The sequence below is a fragment of the Psychrobacter sp. DWR1-2-3 genome (assembly GCF_049896465.1).
Taxonomy (GTDB): domain Bacteria; phylum Pseudomonadota; class Gammaproteobacteria; order Pseudomonadales; family Moraxellaceae; genus Psychrobacter; species Psychrobacter maritimus.
In genome coordinates, this window is sequence record NZ_JAFCUJ010000002.1 from 372,641 (window position 1) to 393,406 (window position 20,766).

The window sequence follows — 20,766 nt, forward strand, 5'->3', positions numbered from 1 at the left end:
CCCGCTGCTTAATGATTACTCATTGCTTTTGTAATAGGTTTTTTCTACAATAGCACTCCATTATGCGCTTATAGCTCAACAGGATAGAGCAGTTGCCTCCTAAGCGATCGATCGGGGTTCGAGTCCCTGTAAGCGCACCATTGAACACAAAAAAACCTTGTATGCTTTACGCTACAAGGTTTTTTTACATCTATAGGACTTATATTAAAGGCTTATATTAACTGTTTCGTTGCATCACTAAGCCATCTAATCTCTCAATCGCATACCTAGCTTTCATAATATTTTTTTCTCGTTAGTTTCAACTGCTAGTATCGTTTTTAGCAACACTGGCTGGCTATTATCTTGAGACAAGAATAGTAAAGCTTTGTTGCTTTACATACATTGACCATTCTTTAGTCGTTATAGTGCTTACCCATAGATTAGAACGAGAAAAATTGTGTTTCTCAATCATTATCGATAATAACGTTGAAGAAGAGTTTATATTTTGCGAATGTAGCGGCAGAAAAACGCTACATACTTATAATAATATTAAGATAAATTGGTCATTATCTTTAGTTCCAATAGTTATTACCTTTGGCCTGTGGAGCTTTATAATTCTTTATTATGTAATATTTTCCAATAGATGGAAGTGCGCTGAATGTGGCTGTAGAAGATAGAATGCTTCATCCGTGTTACGGAGTAAATAATCCTTTAGTTCCTTTTCAAATTCCTATCGCCTCAAAAAAAACTCCAAAGCAGTTTTTGTAACTTCAGTTTTATAGCTATATCCCCAATACTGTCCAAACCTCCCGCTTCTCTACGTTATAAGCCTTTGGCACTCAACAGCCTTCTCATTACTTTCTTTTGATAACAGTAATTTAAAGAAATATCTCATCACATAAAAACATCAAGCCATTTCATCAGAATCCACAGTAGGAAATGACATCAAGTCATTTTTTTGTCATGTGTTAAACAAAGACTTTCTGTTTCTAGAGTTTGAGAAATATCCATAAAAATAGTTTGTGGTTATCCAACTATTAACAATATGTTTATAACCGGATGTATCTGTGGATACATGTTAGTCACAAACTTCTATAGTAATGGTGTCATGCTTTAGTAACAAGTATTAAAGATAGTCGTGGTTATTGTAACTGAAAGAGTCGGTTCGCCTCCGGTAATCATCTTATACCAATGGGTTCTAGATTGCTAAGAAGACGTAATTTCTGCTATCTAGCTCGGCAAGCGCAGCGTATTCAACGGATTATGCTGCATTCCATCACTGAAATACCAACCGATCTAAACCTTTGGAGATTTACCATGCAATTTAAAAAATCCTTAATGACCGCTACATTAGTTACTCTTGGCGGATTCGCTGCTATGTCTAGTGCCAATGCTGCTGGTACACAGGCAGGCAGTTTTAACGTAAACATGACCGTAGTGTCTGCTTGCACCTTGTCAGCCGCTCCTCTCACTCAAGATATTACTTTCGGTGAAGTTGCTGCTGGCGGTACAGCGACAGCTAACCAAACAAACGCTACCGCCCTCTCCGTGATGTGCTCTACCGGTGCGCCTTATGTGGTTAAATTAACCCCATCGAACAGTGATGCTAATGGTGCTGGTGTTATGACAGGACCAGCGCCAACAGACCTTATTACTTATCAGTTACACTCCGATTTAGAGGGTACAGTTTGGGGTAGTACTGGAATATTAAACGGCGAAGCCGGCAATAGTGTTAGTAGCGTCGGAGAAGGCATGACAGCTGCTATTGAACATCCAGTTTATGCCTCAGTAACCGGCAGCACCGACGTTACCGTTGGTAACTACACTGATCTGGTTAGCGTTTCTGTCGTTTACTAGCCAGCTATGTTAACTCTCTGGTTACACCGTGTTGCAAAATATAGTGTGATCTCAAGCTTGCTACTGTGTAGCAATTGGGCGATGGCGAGTGGGCTGCAAGTCTCTCCCATCTCCTTAAGCATACAAGCTCGAGAAAATGCCAGTGGTCTGACCCTAAGTAATACCGGTGACAATGTGGTGCATGCGCAAGTGCGTGTGTACCACTGGTCGCAGGATGAAACAGGCGATCAGCTCACACTATCACGAGGATTATTGGCCAGTCCGCCAATGATTGAGCTCAACCCCAACGACAAGCAATTAGTCCGAATTATCCGTGCCAAAGCACCGCCGCAAGGCAGTGGCGCTGTAGCAGATAGCTACCGAGTTTTGGTTAATGAGCTACCGATTAAATCTCCTGACCAAAAAAGTGGCTTACAGTTTGCATTGAGCTATTCCCTACCCGTATTTGTACAGCCTGTTGGTGTTGTCAAGACCGCCCCAAAACTGCAATGGAGCACACATGTGCAGCCAGATAACAAGCAGATAAAGTTACGTGTCCACAATAGCGGCAAAGGTCATGCCCAACTGGCAAGCCTAAGCTTTGTAGATACGACTGGTACTAGCATTGATGTCCATAAAGGTTTGCTGGGTTATGTTTTACCAGGCGCTACCATGTACTGGACACTGAAAACACCGCCCTCGGCACTAACGACAGGTGGTAAATTCAAGGCAATGATCAATGGAACTGAGACGATACAAGACGTTACGCTGGACACTTCCGATCGCTAAAATAGCCTTATTGCAAACCTTAATGATACCTATCAGCCATGCTATCGAACCAAACGATATCATAGCTACCTCTACAGACCTTCCCAACGACAGTCTCGCACAGCTTGATTTAGACCGTGACAATCGTGACGAAAACGACCATCCAGACAAGCTTGATCTCTATTTGGAGGTTAAGCTTAACGGCGCTGATAAGGGCTTAGCGTTCTTCGAATACTACAACGAGCAATTATGGGCAAGTACCAACGTATTGCAGCAACTCGGCTTTATAGTGCCGCCCGATATCCTCGAACCAATACCGCTAAACACCCTACCCGATATCAAGATTGATTATGATGCACGTCAGCAAACAGTCAACCTCATTGCACCGCTAAACATGCTCAACCTTGCCACCACCGTCGTTAATACCCGCAATAGTAAACGCCCGCAACCGACCGCCTCGCCTGGTTTTCTGTTAAATTATAACCTTTATGGTACCCAAACCGAAAATAATGCGACCAGCCTAAGTGCTTATACAGAACTGCGCGCGTTTAATGACTTGGGTGTATTAAGCTCTACTGCCCTGACAACTGGCAATCGCTTTGCCGGTAGCGATACTAATCGCAATGATTGGGACAGCCGCACGGTGCGTTTGGATAGCAGTTGGAGCAAATCATTCCCTGATAACCTGCTCGCCGTCAGCGCTGGCGACATACTCACAGGGGCACTGTCATGGACCAGGTCGACACGCTTAGGCGGACTGCAATTTGGCACTAATTTTGACCTGCAGCCCTATATGACCACCACGCCTTTACCGTCGTTTTTTGGTTCCGCCACCCTGCCCTCAGCGGTCGAGCTGTATATTAATGGTCTCAAGCAATACAGCGGTGACGTACCTGCCGGTCCTTTTGAGCTTAATACAGCGCCTAGCTTTAGCGGTGTGGGTAATGCCCAGCTCGTCTTGACCGATGCGCTAGGACAAAATACCACGCTTAATTTCTCACTTTATGATGCCCATCGCCTGCTGCAGACAGGGCTGTCCGATTGGTCAGTGGAGCTCGGTGCCGTACGCCAAAACTATGGGCTCAAATCTTTTGATTACGGCAGCGATATCGCCGGCTTTGGCACTTGGCGTTATGGGGTCAGTGATCGCTTTACTGCCGAAACCCATGCTGAAGTGACTGACAGTCTTAGTAATGCTGGTGTCGGTGGCACTTGGTTATTGGGTAGTAAAGGTGGTGTCTTATTTGCCTCGCTAGCGGGCAGCGACAGCCAAGGTGAAAGTGGCTCGCAATACAGTGCAAATTACTCTTGGAATAACAGTCGTTTCCATATTGGTCTCAATGCCACCGGTACTCATGGTAACTACCGTGACGTCGCCACACGCTACGGGGACGCCCCCAACCGCCGCAGTGAACAACTCTCAACAGGTTATAACACCCAGTCTATGGGCAGTTTTGGTCTCAGTTATAACCAGATCGCTTTTGCGCAGCAAGAGACCTTACAGTTTGCCAGCGCCTCTTGGCGAAAGTCCTTTGGGCGACGTCTGAGCCTGAACGCTAATTACAATCATGATATTCATAACTCTGATAATAACAGCGTCTCTTTTGGCGCCTCGCTATCCTTAGATCGTAATATCTCGCTGAACAGTAGTCTGCAGAGCACCAACCAGCGTCATTCCTTGGTAACAGATGTGTCGCAATCAACACCAGGTGCGGGCGGCATAGGCTGGCGCGCACAAGCAAGGCACAGTACAGGTAATAATAGTACGGTTAATAACAGCAGTACCGATGGCCTAGCCGAATTGAATTATCTTGGTCCATACGGTCGATTACAGGCTGGTATCAGTAGTAACAACGATAGCTACTCTACTTATGCCAGTGGTACAGGCGCGCTGGTAATGATGGGCGGAGGCTTATTTGCCGCCCGCCAAATCAATAATGGTTTTGCCGTGGTTTCCACTGATGGTATCGCTGATGTACCAGTACTGCTGCAAAACAGTCCCATTGGTACAACAAATAAGCGGGGGCTGTTATTGGTGACGCCATTGAACGCTTACCAAGAGAATAAGATTGCGATTGACCCCATGGATTTGCCTGCCGACCTGCGTATTGACAAGGTGAATATTAAAGCCACGCCGACTGACCGCGCTGGAGTGTTGGTAAGCTTTGGTATCACAACGGTGCGCTCGGCCTCTGTTATCCTCACAGACAGCGATAACCAGCCGCTACCGCTTGGCAGTCAAGTGCAGTTACTCACGAACAAGGACGCGCCCTCAGCCATTATTGGATTTGACGGCGAAGTCTATTTGGATACATTAGATGAGCACAATGTTCTCAAAGTAATAACGCCCTCCAATGATAGTTGTACGGTCAGTTTTGATTATCATAAACAAGGCGCTGACATTCCACTAATCGGTCCTCTCATCTGTCAAAAGGTAGAATAATAATGAAGTTATTTCGGTGGTATTACGGTCCGCTTTTAGTGCTAGGCGCATGGTGGTTACCAACAATTGAGGCAAATGCTGAAACAGATGTTGAAACAAATGCTGTCAGTGTGGCTTGCAGAGCGGGCATGAACACCGCTGCAGGAAGCACTGGCAATGTAAATATTGGAAGTAAAATTACTCCTGCAAACGCTCATAACGCTAGCCTTACTGTCACCTTAATTTATAGCTGCACAAACTTAGGTAGCACTGCAGGCACTGTCTCGGTCTGTCTAGGCGCTGATGGTGGTAGCTATAGTCCTACCAACATCTCTCCACGCTATATGTCTATTAATGGTCCAGGCACAAACCCGCGCTTAGCGTTCACCATGACTCAAAACAATACTCTTTGGGGTACTCGCAATGGTAGTGGCTCTGAATATAATTCAGGCGCACATCCAATTGCCGCCGGGTCAACTATTACCGGCCAAACCAGTATAAAATTCTCCCTAGTTTCAGACCCCAGTAATATTAACGCCACACCTGGTGTCTACACCAGTAGTTTTTTGGAGAAAGGCAATACTACATTGAGATACGAAGACGGTGATCATACTAATCCTAACGCTGACTGTACAAAGGGCATTCAAGCAGTTTTTAGATTCCCATTTACCGTTGAAGCAACTGTCATTCCAAGCTGCGAAATCACTGCTAAACCTACCGATATCAATTTAAAAAATATTGCGGCAAGCGCGACTAATACCAAAGGCAGCACTAGTATCGGTGTAACCTGCACCAATGGTGCTGCCTACAACATTGGCTTAGCTCCCTCCAACGGTAACGTAAATGGTGCAGGCATTATGACTGGGACTATTCCTAACAGCGACGTGATACCTTATCAATTACAATCTACTGATGGAACAGCATGGGGTAATACTCTTCCTGCTGAAAGCATAAAAAATGGCGTGGCTGATAAAGGCACTGGAGTAAATCAATCACATATTGTGCATGTTGTCGTACCCAGTGCCGACTTCAAGCCTGATGACTACTCTGACATCGTAAACATTAGCGTCAATTACTGATAACTTTTATTTTGGGGCTGTAGTAGATAAGGATTAAATATCACACTGTACCTCTTCACCGTACCAAAATTATAGTTTCAAGCGACTTAATCTCAGCGCGTTGCCAATCACCGATACTGAAGAAAGACTCATAGCTGCTGCCGCTATCATAGGACTAAGAAGAAGCCCAAACACAGGATATAGCACGCCAGCAGCAATCGGTACACCAAGTGCGTTGTAGATGAAGGCGAAGAACAGATTCTGTCTGATATTACGCATGGTGGCGTGGCTCAGCTTATGGGCTTTGGCAATACCCATTAAGTCGCCTTTTAGCAAGGTAATCCCTGCACTCTCCATCGCCACATCAGTACCGGTACCCATAGCGATACCGACATTCGCTTGCGCTAGTGCGGGCGCGTCGTTGATACCGTCCCCTGCCATCGCCACCAATTTACCGCTGTCTTGCATCTCTTTGACGATGCGGTTTTTATCCTCTGGTGAGACGTCGGCATGGACTTCATCGATACCTAATTTATTGGCGACTGCCTGCGCAGTTTTTTCGTTATCACCCGTTAGCATGACGACTTTTAGTCCCGCATCATGAAGCAGTGAAATAGCCTCCTTGGTGCTTGGTTTAATAGGGTCAGCAACTGAAATAATACCAGCCGCTTCACCATCTATCGCCACAAACATGACCGTTTCACCATCCTTTCTACGGACGTCAGCTTTAGTAGACAAATCCTGGTCGAAGCTGTTTAAACGCTCCATAAGCTTTGAGTTACCGATAGCGACTTGTTTGCCGTTGACTACCGCTTGTACGCCCTCGCCCGTCGTTGAATTAAAATCACTAGCCTTGGAGATAGTAAGTGACCTATCTTGAGCCGCTCTCACGATAGCTTCTGCTAAAGGATGCTCACTGGCACTTTCTACGGCAGCTACTAGCGCTAAAAACTCATCCTCATCTTGACCTGCCAGCGCATCAATCGCAGTCAGCTCAGGCTTACCGGCAGTCAGCGTTCCAGTTTTATCAACAATGATAGTATCGACCTTTTCCATTGTCTCAAGCGCTTCGGCGTTTTTAATAAGGACGCCGTTTTGCGCCCCTTTACCCGTACCGACCATGATTGACATCGGCGTTGCAAGTCCGAGCGCACAAGGACAAGCGATAATGAGCACCGCAATGGCGTTAACCATTGCATAGGCCATAGCAGGCTCAGGGCCAAATATCGCCCACACAATAAATGTTACGATGGAGGTAACAATAACAATAGGTACAAACCAACCTGCCACCTTGTCAACCAAGCGCTGGATAGGCGCGCGGCTACGTTGGGCTTCGGCAACCATTTGCACAATTTTGGATAATACCGAATCTGCTCCGACATTGACCGCTTCGACCAATAGCGTTCCGGTACCATTTACCGTACCGCCCGTCACTGTATCTCCCTGTACTTTTGATACGGGGATTGGCTCACCCGTGACCATTGATTCGTCAACATTACTATTACCATCGAGCACAGTACCATCTACTGGCAGCTTCTCACCGGGTCTAACTCTTAGCTGGTCGCCACTGACGACTTCGTCAAGTGAGACTTCACTCTCTTCTCCGTTTTCATCAACACGTCTTGCGGTTGGCGGTGCTAATTCAAGCAACGCTCGGATCGCGCCTGAAGTTTGACTTCTAGCTTTTAGCTCCAATACTTGACCCAGTAGTACCAAGGTGACAATGACAGCTGCTGCTTCGTAATACACGCCGACTTGTCCACTAGCATCTCTGAAACTGTCTGGAAAAATACCCGGAAAAAAGGTCGCGACAATACTAAAAATATAAGCAGCGCCTACACCTAGCGCAATCAAGGTAAACATATTCAGATTGCGGCTTTTGATAGACTGCCAGCCTCGAACGAAGAACGGTGCGGCGCCCCAAAGTACAACCGGAGTAGCAAGCACTAACTGTATTATTTGACCAAGTTGTCCAGAGATATCAATTGAGCCAATTTGATCTAGGTTTATCCCAAACATATCGCTCATGGCATAAATAAATAGCGGCAAGGTAAGTAAGGTGCAAATCCAAAAGCGCCGTGTCATATCATCGAGCTCTTCGGTATCTTCTTCACCAGCAGTGACAGTCTCTGGCTCAAGTGCCATACCGCATATCGGACAGCCACTATTCCTAACGTCTCTTACTTCTGGATGCATCGGACAAATATAAACGGTACCACTATAGCTAGCTGGCACTTTATCAAATTTGCCGCCTTTAACGGACTTTACCTCGGTACGGTCAGTATCTTTCCCATGACAATGTGAATGGCTGTCTTCATTGTCTTTGGAATCAGCGATCTCTTTAACAATTTCGTCTTCAGGTTTAAGAAACATACCGCATATTGGGCAATCGCTTTTTTTAACATCTCTTACTTCTGGATGCATAGGACAAATATAGATCGTACCATTATAGTTTTCCGGTACTTTATCGTATTTACCACCTTTGGCAGATTTTACTTCACCGCTGTCCGCGCCTTCTCCATGACCATGTGCATGGCTGTGGTTATGGGCGTGATTATTATTGCTTGAGTTAGTGACCTCGTCTTCAGGTTTGAGTGCCATGTTGCATATTGGACAGCCACTATCTTCAATATCCCTGACCTCAGGATGCATCGGGCAGGTATAGATTGTGCCACTATAGCCAGCAGGTACTTTATCGTACTGTCCGCCTTTCATAGATTGAGTATCGTCAATATGTTTCATAAAACCACTCCTTGAAGACCATGAGTAGAGATTTTGAATCCGTAATATCAACCACTGATAGCCGTTGTATCTACTCTTGCTTTATATGCCTAACAACTTAGTTAAGCATAAGATTTAGTCTGGTTTACGCAGATATTTGATCAGCGACATAATAATTAATATCAGTACCACAAAAACCAGTACCATGAACAACAGAGAGATAATAGATCCTCCCCAACCCATACCATGCATTGATCCATTCATCATGCCGTGCATAGGCGCGTTCATCATACCGTGCATCATAATAACCATTACAAAGACTCCTTATTTATTATTTCCTTAGTATTAGTAATGATATAGTACTAGCGTGTGTACGTACACCTTTCAATAGGGTGCTTACTTAATGACACCTAATACGAAATGCTCAAAATTTATGACTGTTTACTCCAACTCTTCGATCAGCGCCTGCATCTCAGCGATTTCACGCTTTTGTGCCTTAATAATATCGTCAGCAAGCTGACGCACGCGTGGATCTTCGATATCAGCACGCGAACTGGTCAAAATAGCAATCGAGTGATGCGGTATCATCGCCTTCATCCAATCGACTTGATCGACGGTTGCTTGAGAGCGTACGCCCCAGATACCGATGGCAAACATCAATACACTTAGCCCATAAACCATCAAATTAACTTTGGTTTTTTTGTACATATTACCCATAAAGGCCAGCATAATGACGGCCATACCGGCACCCATGTAGAGCGCCATATAAGCTCGGGTTTCACTAAAGTAGATGTGATCCCACTCATAGGTATTGAAATACATCATGATGTACATCACAATCGTAGACGTCACAATCATCAGGGTGAACTTGACATAAGGGTTCATGCCTTGTTGATGGTTTTGATGATTCATGTTGTTTTGATCTGAAGCATTCATAGTATATCTCCTATTACATTAATAATATTAGAACCAGAATTTAACCCCCGCAGTCAAACTACTGCTATCAACCGATTCATTATGTTGACGACGCTGATCTCGAGCACTGCCAAGCGCTGTCTCATAACTCACACCCACATAAGGCGCAAGTTGGCGACTGAATGTCTCATAAGTGAGCCTCACTTCAGCATCCATCTCGTTAAAACCTTTGGTAATATGATTGTCGCTGTCTTTTTTACTAAAGGCTGTTAGTCCTACTTCCGGTATCACAACCCAGTGCTGGCTCAAACGCCACTCGTATTCTGCGCCAAGGTCCAATCGAACTTGTCCATCAGAATACAGATAAGCTCTGGCATCGGTTTCAATAAAGTAAGGCATAGTACCGACAATACCCGCCATAATGGCAGGTTTGTCATTTTCGGTATCATAAGCAACACCGGCCTCGCCATTCCAGAAGATACTTAGCGGCTTCCAGTAAGATAGTGAGGTCAGACTATCAATTTCTTTATCACCTTCGGTCTGAATACTACCTTCGCTGCGTAAAGAGAGGCGGCGCTCATCTAGGCCATACCAAGCACCAACCTCATAATTAATCTGATCGTCATCAAACTGATAACCTAAATCATCTACAGAAACGCCCCATAATGGCATATCACCCATCATCATAGGCTTACCATACTGTCCATAGGGAACGCCGTTTGAGTAGTCGGAACTTCGTGCATCAGCTGGCGCCTTACCACCTTGCATACCTGACATATCCATGCTGCCATGATCCATACCCGACATGTCCATGCCACTGTGATCCATACCTGACATATCCATTTTGCTGTGATCCATATCCGACATGTCCATACCAGACATATCCATTTTGCTATGATCCATATCCGACATGTCCATACCTGACATATCCATTTTGCTGTGATCCATATCTGACATGTCCATACCTGACATATCCATACCTGACATATCCATACCTGACATATCCATACTACTATGATCCATGCCTGACATCATCATGTCTTTTTTAGCAGTGGACGGGTCAGCAGCATTAGCAAATGATGATGCCAGCAGTACCAATGATGATGCCCCAGCGAACCGTAAACCTACTTTATGTATTTTCATCTCATCTCTCACCTATCAATCAAAGATTTGCTTAAATGACCGCCACTTCTCTAAACATACCGGCTTCCATGTGATAGAGCAGATGACAATGCCATGCCCATCGACCAGCTTCTCCTGTGACATCAAAGCTGATTTTTTGTGCCGGCTGCACCATAATAGTATGCTTGCGCACCTGAAACTCGCCGTTAGGCATACGCAAATCGCTCCACATGCCGTGTAAATGCATCGGATGGTTCATCATGGTGTCATTGACTAAGGTAATACGCACGCGCTCCCCCGGCTTAATATTAACCGGTGTCGCATCACTAAACTTAACCCCATCAAACGCCCAGATATAGCGCTCCATGTTACCGGTTAAATGTAGCTCGATCTCTCGGGTAGGCTTGCGCTGCTCTACAAATATTGCCTCATCGACAGATCGCAGCTGGCTATAATTCAGCACCTTTCTATCAATATTACGCAGGTTGATACCGGGATCATCAAGGTTCATACGTGGACTGTCCACACGCATATCACTCTTAAAATCGTATTCTGTTTTGGCATGCTTAGCTTTATAACCATCAGCACCCATAGCGCCCATCATATCTGCCATGGTGAGCCATTCGATTTTGTCCATAGCAGGCGTTGCTGCACGAGCGCCTTCTTTGGTGGCAAGTGTTGCGGCGACATAGCCCGAGCGATCTATGTTCTGGGCAAATATGGTATGGGCATCTTTGGTTGGGGTGACAATGACATCATAGGTCTCAGCCACGCCAATACGAAAATCATCAATCGCAACGGGTGCGACATCAATACCATCGGTTGCCACCACAGTCATTTTGAGACCGGGTATGCGCACATCAAAGATGGTTTGCGCTGAAGCATTGATAAAGCGTAATTTAACGCGCTGTCCTGCTTTGACTATTTGCGCCCAATTAGCCGCGGTGGTTTTGCCATTGATAAGGTAGGTGAAGGTATTTTCGCCCGACAAGTCAGTAAAATCAGTGGGCATCATGCGCATCTGATTCCACATTTTGCGCTTATCAAACGCGGTTTTCATATCCGTTTCGGCAATATCAGCAAGCAGTTTTTTGAAGTCTGGCAGATGATAGTTGTCAAAGTCGGCGCGCTGTTTGAGCAGCTTCAAGAGATTATGCGGGTTGCGGCTGGTCCAATCACTAAGCACGATCACATGGTCTTCGTCGATAGGATGACGCTCACGCCCTTTAGGTTCAATCACAATGGCACCCAGCATACCGGTTTGTTCTTGGAAGCCACTGTGTGAGTGATACCAATAAGTGCCTGATTGTTTTAATTTGAATTTATAAGTAAAGGTGCTGTTTGCAGGAATCCCATCAAAGCTAATACCCGGCACCCCATCCATCTCAAACGGCACCAGCAATCCATGCCAATGGATAGAGGTTGATTCATCCATCTGATTATGAACACGTATCACCACCGTATCGCCTTCACGCATCTTTAGCGTCGGTGCTGGTAATGAATTATTGATGAGCGTTGCCATGCTCTTTTTACCGTTAACAATAGCGGACTGTTTACTGACGTATAAATCAAACTCTTTCCCTGTCAATACAGGCACTTTATGAATGTTTTGATCACTATTGATAGTAGCACCCTGACTGCCCGAGCGACTTGAGTGTCCCAGTGCGCTACTGGCCATGGTCGGTAGCGTCGATAGCATAGACGCGCCAAGTAGCGTAGATGACCCTGTCAAAAAACGTCGGCGGTTCAGTATGTTCTGTTTATTCATAATGATGACCTAATTCAATTTGAGAGATGGTGAGCTTATAGTTATAATATTTTCGATATTTAACAGAATCTATTCACATCTAAGCCAACACTATAGTTGCTGCTGAGGAGTCTCAATAGCGGCATAGACTTCTGTGGTACCGTCTTTGTTAAGCTGCATTACTTTATAAGGCATGAATTTACCTTGATATTCCATGCCGGGGCTACCAACCGGCATACTCGGTACGGCAAGTCCAATAGCTTGTGCAGGGGGATTTTCTAGAAACTGAGCCATGTGTTTAGCAGGGACATGTCCTTCAAAGACAAAACCGTCGGTGGTAACGGTGGTATGACAAGAGCGCATTTGCTGTGGTACGCCATATCGCTCTTTGAACAAGGATACATCTGCAACATCGTGCGTGGTCGCGCTTAATCCATTATCTTCTGCATAGCCTACCCACTCTTTGCAGCAGCCACAGTTGGCATCTTTATACACTGTGGCTGAGACGTTTTTGAGTAATGATGACGAGCTGTTGACGGGAGCATTTGACGGAGCTGATTTATTATTTTGTACGTTCTGGACAGCAGCAGGCTCAGTTTGTATTGACTGCGAGTCAGAGACGTTGGTAGTAGATTGGCTACAAGCAGCTACTGTGAGGGGTAATGCCGCTGTCACCACCCATAAAAGAACACGACCGGATAACCGGTGATGTCCATTAGAAAACACATGTGTGTAATGTCTCATTAAATTACTCCTAAACGTCTATTGTCATGCTCGATATGTTAAAAATTTTACGCGCTATATTTGACCTTTATAGACTTAAACATAAAGGTTAAATGCAGCATCTTTAAGTATTGCATTGTTAATGACGACACGCGTTACTTATGACGCATTCATATCTAAACAAGGTTAATGCTGCATTCCAGAACCATCATCCGACATATTCATATCACCATCAAATGACATATCCAACATATCGTCGTCTAACCTAGTCGTTAGCATGGTGTACTGACTTTCATTCAATTCAGGTAACGATCTAATAAAAGCGACCATTGCCCACATCCTATCGTCATCATGAGAAGCTCCCCATGCTGGCATTCCAGACGCCATAATACCGTGCTTGATGGCCCAAAAGCTTTGCTTTGCACCGTCCTCTGTTTGATAACGTTTGACGATGTCAGCCTTAGTAAAGTTGGGCGGCTTTGGATATAAGCTTTCGCTAAAGTCAGTTTGTGCCACTCCCGGAGACAAGTGACAGCCTGCACACATATCCTTATAGTCCGCGCCACCCGAGCTGATCATGTCCACCTTCTCTAAGTCTGGTACCACAATATCTTTGCTGGCATTTTCTATAGAACGATTGCGAGCGGTCTCTAAAAAGCTATACATCATTGGGCTATGCTCTTGGTCTGCGCCCACATTGACAACGCCACTGCTAGCAACCGCAAATACGCCAGTGATTGTCACAAATACGGTAAAGAGCACACCCAATAAAAATTTCATATGTTTTCCTAAAAATTTGTTTCCGTTAAGTGTTGGCTATTATTTAACAGAGCTGATTAACAGAGCTGATTAACAGAGCTGATTAACAGAGCTGATTAACAGAGCTGATTAACAGAGCTGATTAACAGAGCTGAAATTCTTAAGATTTACTGTCACTAGTCACGCAATGTTTTTGGTACATCTGTTTCATTTTTCCCATATTAGCCATCATGGCTTTCATGGCGGGGTCGTTCATGTCCATCTTGCTATGATCCATTTTTTCCATCATCTGCATATGCTTTTGCATTTTTTCACAGTTCATCTGGTCTTTCTCAGCATGCATTTTTGGGTCATGAGCCATCGCCGAGGTCGATACAATAAGAGCGATAGCCGTCATTGCGATTGATTTAGACAGTAATTTAAAATTTGACATAGTTAATTCCTATTGATTGGATTAAAAGCTATTGAAGGTAAAGTGATTAAGGGTAAAGCCGTTAAACCAGTCTAAATGATACGTTATTCATTCTGACTGGCAGATGACGTTAAGATTACAATGTTGTCATTCTCATCGCTTTCGATTTTAATGCGCGACATATTCATTTAATATGGCTTCAGCATTTCTATCACGATCGCTACCATATTTTTTCACAAAATATTTTTCAGACTGCAAGTGCTGATCTTGATGCTGTACCTGACACGCGACTCTCGCATCAACATAGCTTTTCATTTGCGCGCTAGAAATCTGTGCATCGTTATGATCTGCGTTCTTTGCAAAACTCGTCACTGCGTCACAATTACTAAGAATAGAAGCTTCTAAGTGTGTGGTATGGGCATTGGCCGCTGACATGCCCACTAACATCGATACTGAAAGTAAAGCTGCTTTTTTTAATGAACGATAGTTTTTCATATAAGACCCTTTGAAGATAAATAATAAGCTGTTTAAGTAAGATAATCGCTTAACTTGTAGAAGCGGTCTGTATCAGAGACTAGCCTCTATGCGGCGTTTATTTAGAATACTAAATGTGGGCTGACAGCTAGATGACACGGACATGACATGTTCGTTAGGAACAACATAATATTTTCATCTGCTTGTCATCTGCTTGTCATTAAAGCCAAATACCAGCATCTGCCTCTATCCAAAGAGCGCTGTTAGCACAAGGGTTTTTGATAAACATACGGCTGATAAGCCAACAACATTAGTAATATGCTGTTGACAACCATAATGATATGAAGGAAAGCGACGATGAAAGTACTGTTAGTAGAAGATGAGGAAAAACTTGGAGAATATATTAAGAAAGGCTTAACTGAGGCCGGTTTTATTGTTGATCATCACCTAACAGGTTTGGATGGCTATCATGCGTTAATGACTGAAGATTTTAGTGTGGTGCTGATGGATGTCATGCTGCCTGATGTCAGTGGCTTTGAGCTGATACAGCGCTACCGTGCCGCTGGCAAGCATACGCCTGTTTTATTTTTAACGGCTAAAGATGATTTAAGCGATCGGATTAAAGGTATTGAAATTGGTGGCGATGATTATCTGACCAAGCCTTTTGCTTTTGCTGAGCTGATTGTTAGAATAAAAAGCCTATTGCGCCGTGCCAATCAATCGGATTATAAAAGCTCAGTCATACATGTAGCAGACCTGAAAATGGATATTGCCAAACGCACCGTATATAGAGGTGATACCCTTATCAAACTAACTGCTAAAGAGTTTGCTTTATTACAACTTTTCCTAGAACGCCAAGGTGAAGTACTGCCACGTACTGTGATTGCCTCGCAAGTATGGGACATAAATTTTGACAGTGATACGAATGTCATTGACGTGGCTATAAGACGTTTACGAATCAAAATAGACGATGGATTTGATATAAAGCTGATTCACACGGTACGCGGGATGGGCTATCGATTAGAGGCGCTAGCTACTGAGGTTCAAAGTGGCGTGGGCGGAGACCATTCTAAATAATATGAACTATAAATTCACAAATCGGCGCTGGTCGCTGCTATGGCGAACTATTTTCTTGCTGACGGTCTTCGTTATTATCTCTCAGATCATCATCTATGCGTGGGTGCAGCGCTCTGTGAGTGGACACTTTGAGCAAATGGACTCAGAAATTATTACTCATGCGGCTTTTAACCTGCGCAAACGTATGATTAATCTGGACGATCATATAGAACCATTGACAGTGTCAAAGTCGCAATCACTCATTGATGACAATCACCTGCATTCCTCTTGGCTAGATTATGATTTAAAAACCTTAATATCAGATAAAAACGGCAAATTATTATCCAGCGATCCCAGTAATTTCATCCATGACTTACCGGCTGATTTTAGCTTGTTACCACTATGGCAGGATCATCACGATCAGCAGTTTATGATTAAGATAAACAATAGGCATTACCGAGCAATTATCATTGAAAATCAAGAGGTTTTGGCATTTATTGCCCTACCTATCGATGTGCACCATCAATATCTTATCGAGTTTAATCGCCAGCTAAGCTTGATACTTATAGCCATCACCTTATTATTGGTTTCAGTAGCGGCATTAAGTGTGTATTGGGGTTTTGCTCCTCTAGCTACTATCGTACAAAAAATGAAAGGCATAAATCTTCAAAGATTAGATGAAAGAGTGGTGGTTGGCGATATGCCATTAGAATTGCGACCACTCGCAGAATCTTATAATTCGATGATGGTCAAGCTTGAAAGTAACTTTGAATCATTGTCACGGTTTTCAGACAATATCGCCCACGAGCTACGCACGCCAATAGCGACGCTGAGTACGCAAACGCAGGTCATGCTAACCAAGCCAAGAGAAGGCGACGAATACATCGAGCAATTACATCATCAGCACGATACGTTAGAGCAGTTGTCCGCCATGATTAACAATATGTTGCTACTGGCAAAAACCCAAAAAGAGCTGAGTGATTCACAAATCAGTGATGTCGATACCGAGAGGTTGATCACAAAACTGATAGACTATTATGAAATGATTGCCGAAGATCGTGAGATAACTTTTGAGAAATCGGGTGATTTTAAAACAGTACTAGGTGATGAAGGCTTATTGCAACGGCTATTTGCCAATCTGATGTCAAATGCGATTTATTATGCGGCTAGTGACAGCGCTATCCTGATATCCGCTACCGTCCTCACTTCAAACAATTCGTTTAATGTAGCAAAAGACGATACTCAACCCTCAAAGCAGCTATGGTTAAGGATAACTATGACCAATCGTCTAGACAAACCATTAGATCAGATTGAAGCTGATAAGCTGTTTGAGCGCTTCTATCGTCATGATAAGACGGGCAATCAGCATTCGGGGACAGGGCTAGGATTGTCCATCGTTCAGGCCATTGCTAATGCTCATAAAGGGAAGGTGAAGATTACTATCAAAGATGAGTATTGCTTTGAGGTTGCTGTAGAATTGTTGATGGCCGCATCAGTAAACATTTAATCTAAATGGCAGTTACACAGAATCTGGGATGGTCTCTGCTTGACCGTCCGTCCTAGATGCTTTATAAGCAGTTACACGTTTTTAGGAAAGTCTCCCATCGAACACAAAAAAACCTTGTAGCGTAAAGCATACAAGGCTTTTTTATGTCTATAAGCTGATGTTACAGCAACTTATTTTTTTTGGTGCCAATTAGTTTCGTAGTTGGTCAAGCATACTCTGGTATTTGTCTTTTTTATCTGAAATTTTACTACGTTCCTCGGCTAGATTAGGCACTGACTCTTTAGAGTCTTCTACCTTCTTATCAAAGGCTTTTAGCTCAGCCTCTACACCGTCTACAAGCCTATTGAGCATCATAGCAAGCGCTTTTTCAGAAACTTCATGCGTCATGTTAGAAGCTTCAGAGGTAAAATCATCTTTGAGCTTAGACGCCCATTGATAGATATGACCTATCGTTGCGCTGTGTTTTTCATCTTTATCAGATTTATCAGAATTCTCTTTTTCATTAGAATCAGATTTGCCGTCTTTATCAGAGATAAAATCATCCTTAAGCTTAGACGCCCATTGGTAGATATTAGCTATCGTCGCACCATACTTGTCATTTTTTTCAGACTTATCATCTTCGCTAGATTCATCTTTTTCATTAGATTCATCTTTTTCATTAGATTCATCTTCGTTGTTAGATTCATCTTCGTTGCTAGTTTTATCTTCTTTAGCAGATTTACCCTCTTTATCAGACTCAATCTGTTTTTCGGCATTGTAATCTTCAAAATCACCGTCTTCATACATTACTTTATCGCCTTTTAAAACCTCAACACCCGTCACTTCATTATTTGAAGGCGCTTCCGTTGTATTTTCAAGCGACTCTAGGGCATTCTTGATGTTATCGTTATCAGTAGGCTGGTTTGACATGATTTCTAATCCTTGTTAGTGAAGTATATTTACACTCAATCATAAGTCAGGACCATCTTATATTGCGTATCTCAATGTAGATTGTTTTGTTCTAAATTGGTTAGAAATGCTGCGGGAGCTTCAATTGCCGAGCATGTCGTCTTCTATTAGTAACTATACAAACGCGATTGCGGCAAGTGACAGCATTTAACCCTACTAATCAACCCAATGTTTTTGCTTAGCATAGGCAAGTTGTGCGGGCGTATCAATATCGTGGCTTAATTTATGATTATCAACGGTACTGATTTGATTGGATGGCAGCGCTCTAATCAAATGCCGCAATCCTTTATCACCTATCAGAGCCGATTGCCAGTTTTTAAGACGCTCGTAATCAATGACAATAGGTAGACCAATAATATCGGCTTCATTAGCAATCTTAGAATGATGGTCATCTAAAGGGCTATAACTACTAGCAACGACAGTGTGTTTACCTGCCAACAGCTTGCTCAAATGTTCGCTATCCAATAACACTTGATCAATACCCATGATTAGTACCGAATCGACAGATAAACCATCAAACGTAGCTAAGGCTTGTATGCCAATCGACAAACTCTCGCCTAGCCCTTTTTCGGGTGATGAATTCGTTACTATTTTAATCAATGATTGGAGGCTATTTAGCTGATCGGTTAAATCAGCAATCGAATCTAAAATCGCTGACTGGTTTTGAGGAACCACGATCACTATAAGGCTAGGCTGAGTCAGCATAGCAAGGCGAGTCATATAGCAAATTAGCGACTCATTATTCTTATTTAATAACTGCTTTGGTTGACCTAGGCGTCGACTAAGTCCGCTTGCTAAGAGAATAACGGCATGGCTATCGCTATGGCTATGACTAAAATTACGACTATTTGTAATAAGCATCTATCTCCTCTCTTGCCTTAGTGACGTTCATGACTATGCCGGTGTTTGCACATCAGTTTTGCTATGCTGTTCTTGGCTGCTAGGGCTCATGGTTTGAGGGGATTGATTATGCATTACCGCACTCATTTGCGCCATGATGCTCAGTGCCAATGCTTCAGGGCCGTCTCCGCCTAATTTATAGCCGATAGGATAATGCAATTTATCAATACCATCCGCTAAAATATGCGGGTTAACGCTTGTCTCACCAATCTCTCTGATTAAGCGCTCAGTACGATAGCGAGGCCCTAATTGCCCAAGATAATGATAGTGAGCAGAATGTTTTAGTAGCACGGCAAGTCGAGCGCGGTCTTGGGTCAGACTATGAGACATCACAGCAACGGCGGCGCCAGCACTGAGCTTAAGTAACGTGTCGGTATCATCCAAGGGTAAACACAGCACGCTATCTGCTTGGCTAAAGCGCAGACGCGTCGCATATTGCGGTCGACTGTCTATGACGGTGACATGCCAATCTTGCAGCTTTGCCATTGTCACCAGTGGTATAACATCATTGCCTGCCCCGCAAATCAGTAATCGCATTTGTGGGCAAATCCACTGCAATAACCACTCCGTGTGACCTGTTTTTAACACTAATTCGGCCCCACTCTCATACTGACGATTAGCTGTAGGCTGGTACTCTAAATCGTCTGACAGCTCGATGTATTCCGCATTGTATCCAGCATCTTTTTTATGAAACTGATGCTTTGATAATTTTCTAATCGCTTTTAACAACACATTATCTATAACAGTATCCGAGTCGCCTGCCACGTTGTGGTTCAAATATATATCCGTCAGACTTCCTGTTTTTAAATACGTATCTAAATAAATACGGCTACCAACTTGCAGGTCGAGCGCTCCGTTTTCGCTATTATCCGATCTAACAAGAGTGGCAATCGTTACCGGTTGCTGAGTATGACGTACCTGACGAATTAAATCGAGTAGAGGTATTGCTGTCGCTAAACGCTCAAACAACACATGCACTCGTCCATTACAACCCAAGCCAAAATTAAGCTCACCCTCTAAAAAATCATCTTCAGACATATCCTCATCTTTAACACTAACGTCTTTTACAAAAGTCGAATCAGAATTGCTATTTTTATGATACCTAATGTCATCGCCTGTCTGGTAGACTTGCACACTCGCGCCATGACGAGTTAACCAAAAGGCACGTTTGATAATATGCGGCTCAAGGCAGCCACCACTAATCATCCCAACCGACCGCCCATCAGCGCATATCAGCATCATCGCACCCGGTTGCCGATACGCCGAGCCTTCTGTACGCACCACGGTGGCTAATACAGCATCGATGTTTTGTTGTATCGCTTGTGTGGCAAGCTCTAGGATATCAGCGATTTGATTCATAATGCCTCTTATCAACTTAAAATATAGACTTAAAAAACCTTAGAGAATACGTTTAAAAAA

The 20,766-nt window shown here is 43.8% G+C and carries 18 protein-coding genes and 1 tRNA gene; 7 read left to right on the plus strand and 12 right to left on the minus strand.

All coding sequences use genetic code 11. The features are described from left to right. Window positions 1-64 precede the first annotated feature (64 nt). The 5 genes from ACP7AA_RS04730 (at window position 65) to ACP7AA_RS04750 (ending at window position 6,084) form a co-directional block, all read left to right on the plus strand. Window positions 65-140: transfer RNA gene (locus ACP7AA_RS04730), tRNA-Arg, on the plus strand. 1,156 nt (window positions 141-1,296) lie between these two features. Beyond that, a complete protein-coding gene (locus tag ACP7AA_RS04735) occupies window positions 1,297-1,836 on the plus strand; it encodes a Csu type fimbrial protein (RefSeq protein ID WP_201618477.1) in 540 nt (179 codons plus the stop codon). A 6-nt stretch (window positions 1,837-1,842) separates the two neighbouring features. After that, on the plus strand, window positions 1,843-2,604 hold the full coding sequence (locus ACP7AA_RS04740; RefSeq protein WP_201618479.1) for a fimbrial biogenesis chaperone: 762 nt from the start codon (window positions 1,843-1,845) through the stop codon (window positions 2,602-2,604). After that, window positions 2,555-5,026, plus strand: coding sequence for a fimbria/pilus outer membrane usher protein (locus ACP7AA_RS04745; RefSeq protein ID WP_201618481.1), 2,472 nt, complete (start codon window positions 2,555-2,557; stop codon window positions 5,024-5,026). The genes ACP7AA_RS04740 and ACP7AA_RS04745 overlap by 50 nt, the downstream gene beginning before the upstream one ends. A gap of 110 nt (window positions 5,027-5,136) precedes the next feature. Continuing rightward, entirely contained in the window at window positions 5,137-6,084 is a 948-nt protein-coding gene (locus ACP7AA_RS04750) for a spore coat protein U domain-containing protein (protein WP_298906712.1), read from the plus strand. A 69-nt stretch (window positions 6,085-6,153) separates the two neighbouring features. Here ACP7AA_RS04750 and ACP7AA_RS04755 read toward each other — a convergent pair whose 3' ends face one another. The 9 genes from ACP7AA_RS04755 to ACP7AA_RS04795 form a co-directional block, all read right to left on the minus strand. Beyond that, window positions 6,154-8,805: a copper-transporting P-type ATPase gene (locus ACP7AA_RS04755; RefSeq protein ID WP_227670327.1), complete on the minus strand. Its 2,652-nt coding sequence runs from the start codon at window positions 8,803-8,805 to the stop codon at window positions 6,154-6,156. 114 nt (window positions 8,806-8,919) lie between these two features. Continuing rightward, a complete protein-coding gene (locus tag ACP7AA_RS04760) occupies window positions 8,920-9,096 on the minus strand; it encodes a hypothetical protein (protein WP_201618484.1) in 177 nt (58 codons plus the stop codon). A 129-nt stretch (window positions 9,097-9,225) separates the two neighbouring features. Then, window positions 9,226-9,720 (minus strand): DUF305 domain-containing protein, encoded by a 495-nt coding sequence (locus ACP7AA_RS04765; protein ID WP_201618487.1) that lies wholly within the window; start codon window positions 9,718-9,720, stop codon window positions 9,226-9,228. 27 nt (window positions 9,721-9,747) lie between these two features. Beyond that, window positions 9,748-10,842 (minus strand): copper resistance protein B, encoded by a 1,095-nt coding sequence (locus ACP7AA_RS04770; protein WP_426222792.1) that lies wholly within the window; start codon window positions 10,840-10,842, stop codon window positions 9,748-9,750. A 31-nt stretch (window positions 10,843-10,873) separates the two neighbouring features. Next, complete coding sequence (locus tag ACP7AA_RS04775; RefSeq protein ID WP_201618493.1) at window positions 10,874-12,589, minus strand: copper resistance system multicopper oxidase; 1,716 nt, start codon at window positions 12,587-12,589, stop codon at window positions 10,874-10,876. A 90-nt stretch (window positions 12,590-12,679) separates the two neighbouring features. Next, complete coding sequence (locus ACP7AA_RS04780; RefSeq protein WP_201618494.1) at window positions 12,680-13,312, minus strand: DUF411 domain-containing protein; 633 nt, start codon at window positions 13,310-13,312, stop codon at window positions 12,680-12,682. Between the two features lie 165 nt (window positions 13,313-13,477). Next, window positions 13,478-14,071, minus strand: coding sequence for a c-type cytochrome (locus tag ACP7AA_RS04785; RefSeq protein WP_201618496.1), 594 nt, complete (start codon window positions 14,069-14,071; stop codon window positions 13,478-13,480). A 139-nt stretch (window positions 14,072-14,210) separates the two neighbouring features. Further along, entirely contained in the window at window positions 14,211-14,483 is a 273-nt protein-coding gene (locus ACP7AA_RS04790; RefSeq protein WP_201618498.1) for a hypothetical protein, read from the minus strand. A 147-nt stretch (window positions 14,484-14,630) separates the two neighbouring features. Next, complete coding sequence (locus ACP7AA_RS04795) at window positions 14,631-14,957, minus strand: hypothetical protein (RefSeq protein WP_201618500.1); 327 nt, start codon at window positions 14,955-14,957, stop codon at window positions 14,631-14,633. A 336-nt stretch (window positions 14,958-15,293) separates the two neighbouring features. On the opposite strand from ACP7AA_RS04795, the gene ACP7AA_RS04800 reads away from it, so the two are divergent. Then, window positions 15,294-16,013: a heavy metal response regulator transcription factor gene (locus ACP7AA_RS04800; RefSeq protein WP_201618502.1), complete on the plus strand. Its 720-nt coding sequence runs from the start codon at window positions 15,294-15,296 to the stop codon at window positions 16,011-16,013. Window position 16,014: 1 nt separating this feature from the next. Continuing rightward, window positions 16,015-17,499, plus strand: coding sequence for an ATP-binding protein (locus ACP7AA_RS04805; RefSeq protein ID WP_201618683.1), 1,485 nt, complete (start codon window positions 16,015-16,017; stop codon window positions 17,497-17,499). A 189-nt stretch (window positions 17,500-17,688) separates the two neighbouring features. Here the strand turns inward: ACP7AA_RS04805 and ACP7AA_RS04810 are convergent, their stop codons facing one another. From ACP7AA_RS04810 to ACP7AA_RS04820, 3 genes are all read right to left on the minus strand, one after another. Next, entirely contained in the window at window positions 17,689-18,408 is a 720-nt protein-coding gene (locus tag ACP7AA_RS04810; RefSeq protein ID WP_201618504.1) for a hypothetical protein, read from the minus strand. Window positions 18,409-18,603: 195 nt separating this feature from the next. Next, window positions 18,604-19,308 (minus strand): nucleotidyltransferase family protein, encoded by a 705-nt coding sequence (locus tag ACP7AA_RS04815; protein ID WP_201618505.1) that lies wholly within the window; start codon window positions 19,306-19,308, stop codon window positions 18,604-18,606. A gap of 33 nt (window positions 19,309-19,341) precedes the next feature. After that, the gene (locus ACP7AA_RS04820) at window positions 19,342-20,706 is read right to left on the minus strand and encodes an XdhC family protein (RefSeq protein WP_201618507.1); all 1,365 of its coding nucleotides are present in this window, start codon (window positions 20,704-20,706) and stop codon (window positions 19,342-19,344) included. Between the last annotated feature and the right edge of the window lie 60 nt (window positions 20,707-20,766).

Excerpts from the sequence above, each read along its gene's own strand:
- ACP7AA_RS04800 (WP_201618502.1), top strand. The coding sequence starts at position 15,294 with ATGAAAGTACTGTTAGTAGAAGATGAGGAAAAACTTGGAGAATATATT.
- ACP7AA_RS04810 (WP_201618504.1), bottom strand. The coding sequence starts at position 18,408 with ATGTCAAACCAGCCTACTGATAACGATAACATCAAGAATGCCCTAGAG.
- ACP7AA_RS04795 (WP_201618500.1), bottom strand. The coding sequence starts at position 14,957 with ATGAAAAACTATCGTTCATTAAAAAAAGCAGCTTTACTTTCAGTATCG.
- ACP7AA_RS04765 (WP_201618487.1), bottom strand. The coding sequence starts at position 9,720 with ATGAATGCTTCAGATCAAAACAACATGAATCATCAAAACCATCAACAA.
- ACP7AA_RS04755 (WP_227670327.1), bottom strand. The coding sequence starts at position 8,805 with ATGAAACATATTGACGATACTCAATCTATGAAAGGCGGACAGTACGAT.
- ACP7AA_RS04770 (WP_426222792.1), bottom strand. The coding sequence starts at position 10,842 with ATGAAAATACATAAAGTAGGTTTACGGTTCGCTGGGGCATCATCATTG.
- ACP7AA_RS04760 (WP_201618484.1), bottom strand. The coding sequence starts at position 9,096 with ATGGTTATTATGATGCACGGTATGATGAACGCGCCTATGCACGGCATG.
- ACP7AA_RS04745 (WP_201618481.1), top strand. The coding sequence starts at position 2,555 with ATGGAACTGAGACGATACAAGACGTTACGCTGGACACTTCCGATCGCT.
- ACP7AA_RS04815 (WP_201618505.1), bottom strand. The coding sequence starts at position 19,308 with ATGCTTATTACAAATAGTCGTAATTTTAGTCATAGCCATAGCGATAGC.
- ACP7AA_RS04820 (WP_201618507.1), bottom strand. The coding sequence starts at position 20,706 with ATGAATCAAATCGCTGATATCCTAGAGCTTGCCACACAAGCGATACAA.
- ACP7AA_RS04775 (WP_201618493.1), bottom strand. The coding sequence starts at position 12,589 with ATGAATAAACAGAACATACTGAACCGCCGACGTTTTTTGACAGGGTCA.
- ACP7AA_RS04735 (WP_201618477.1), top strand. The coding sequence starts at position 1,297 with ATGCAATTTAAAAAATCCTTAATGACCGCTACATTAGTTACTCTTGGC.
- ACP7AA_RS04805 (WP_201618683.1), top strand. The coding sequence starts at position 16,015 with ATGAACTATAAATTCACAAATCGGCGCTGGTCGCTGCTATGGCGAACT.
- ACP7AA_RS04780 (WP_201618494.1), bottom strand. The coding sequence starts at position 13,312 with ATGAGACATTACACACATGTGTTTTCTAATGGACATCACCGGTTATCC.
- ACP7AA_RS04785 (WP_201618496.1), bottom strand. The coding sequence starts at position 14,071 with ATGAAATTTTTATTGGGTGTGCTCTTTACCGTATTTGTGACAATCACT.
- ACP7AA_RS04790 (WP_201618498.1), bottom strand. The coding sequence starts at position 14,483 with ATGTCAAATTTTAAATTACTGTCTAAATCAATCGCAATGACGGCTATC.
- ACP7AA_RS04740 (WP_201618479.1), top strand. The coding sequence starts at position 1,843 with ATGTTAACTCTCTGGTTACACCGTGTTGCAAAATATAGTGTGATCTCA.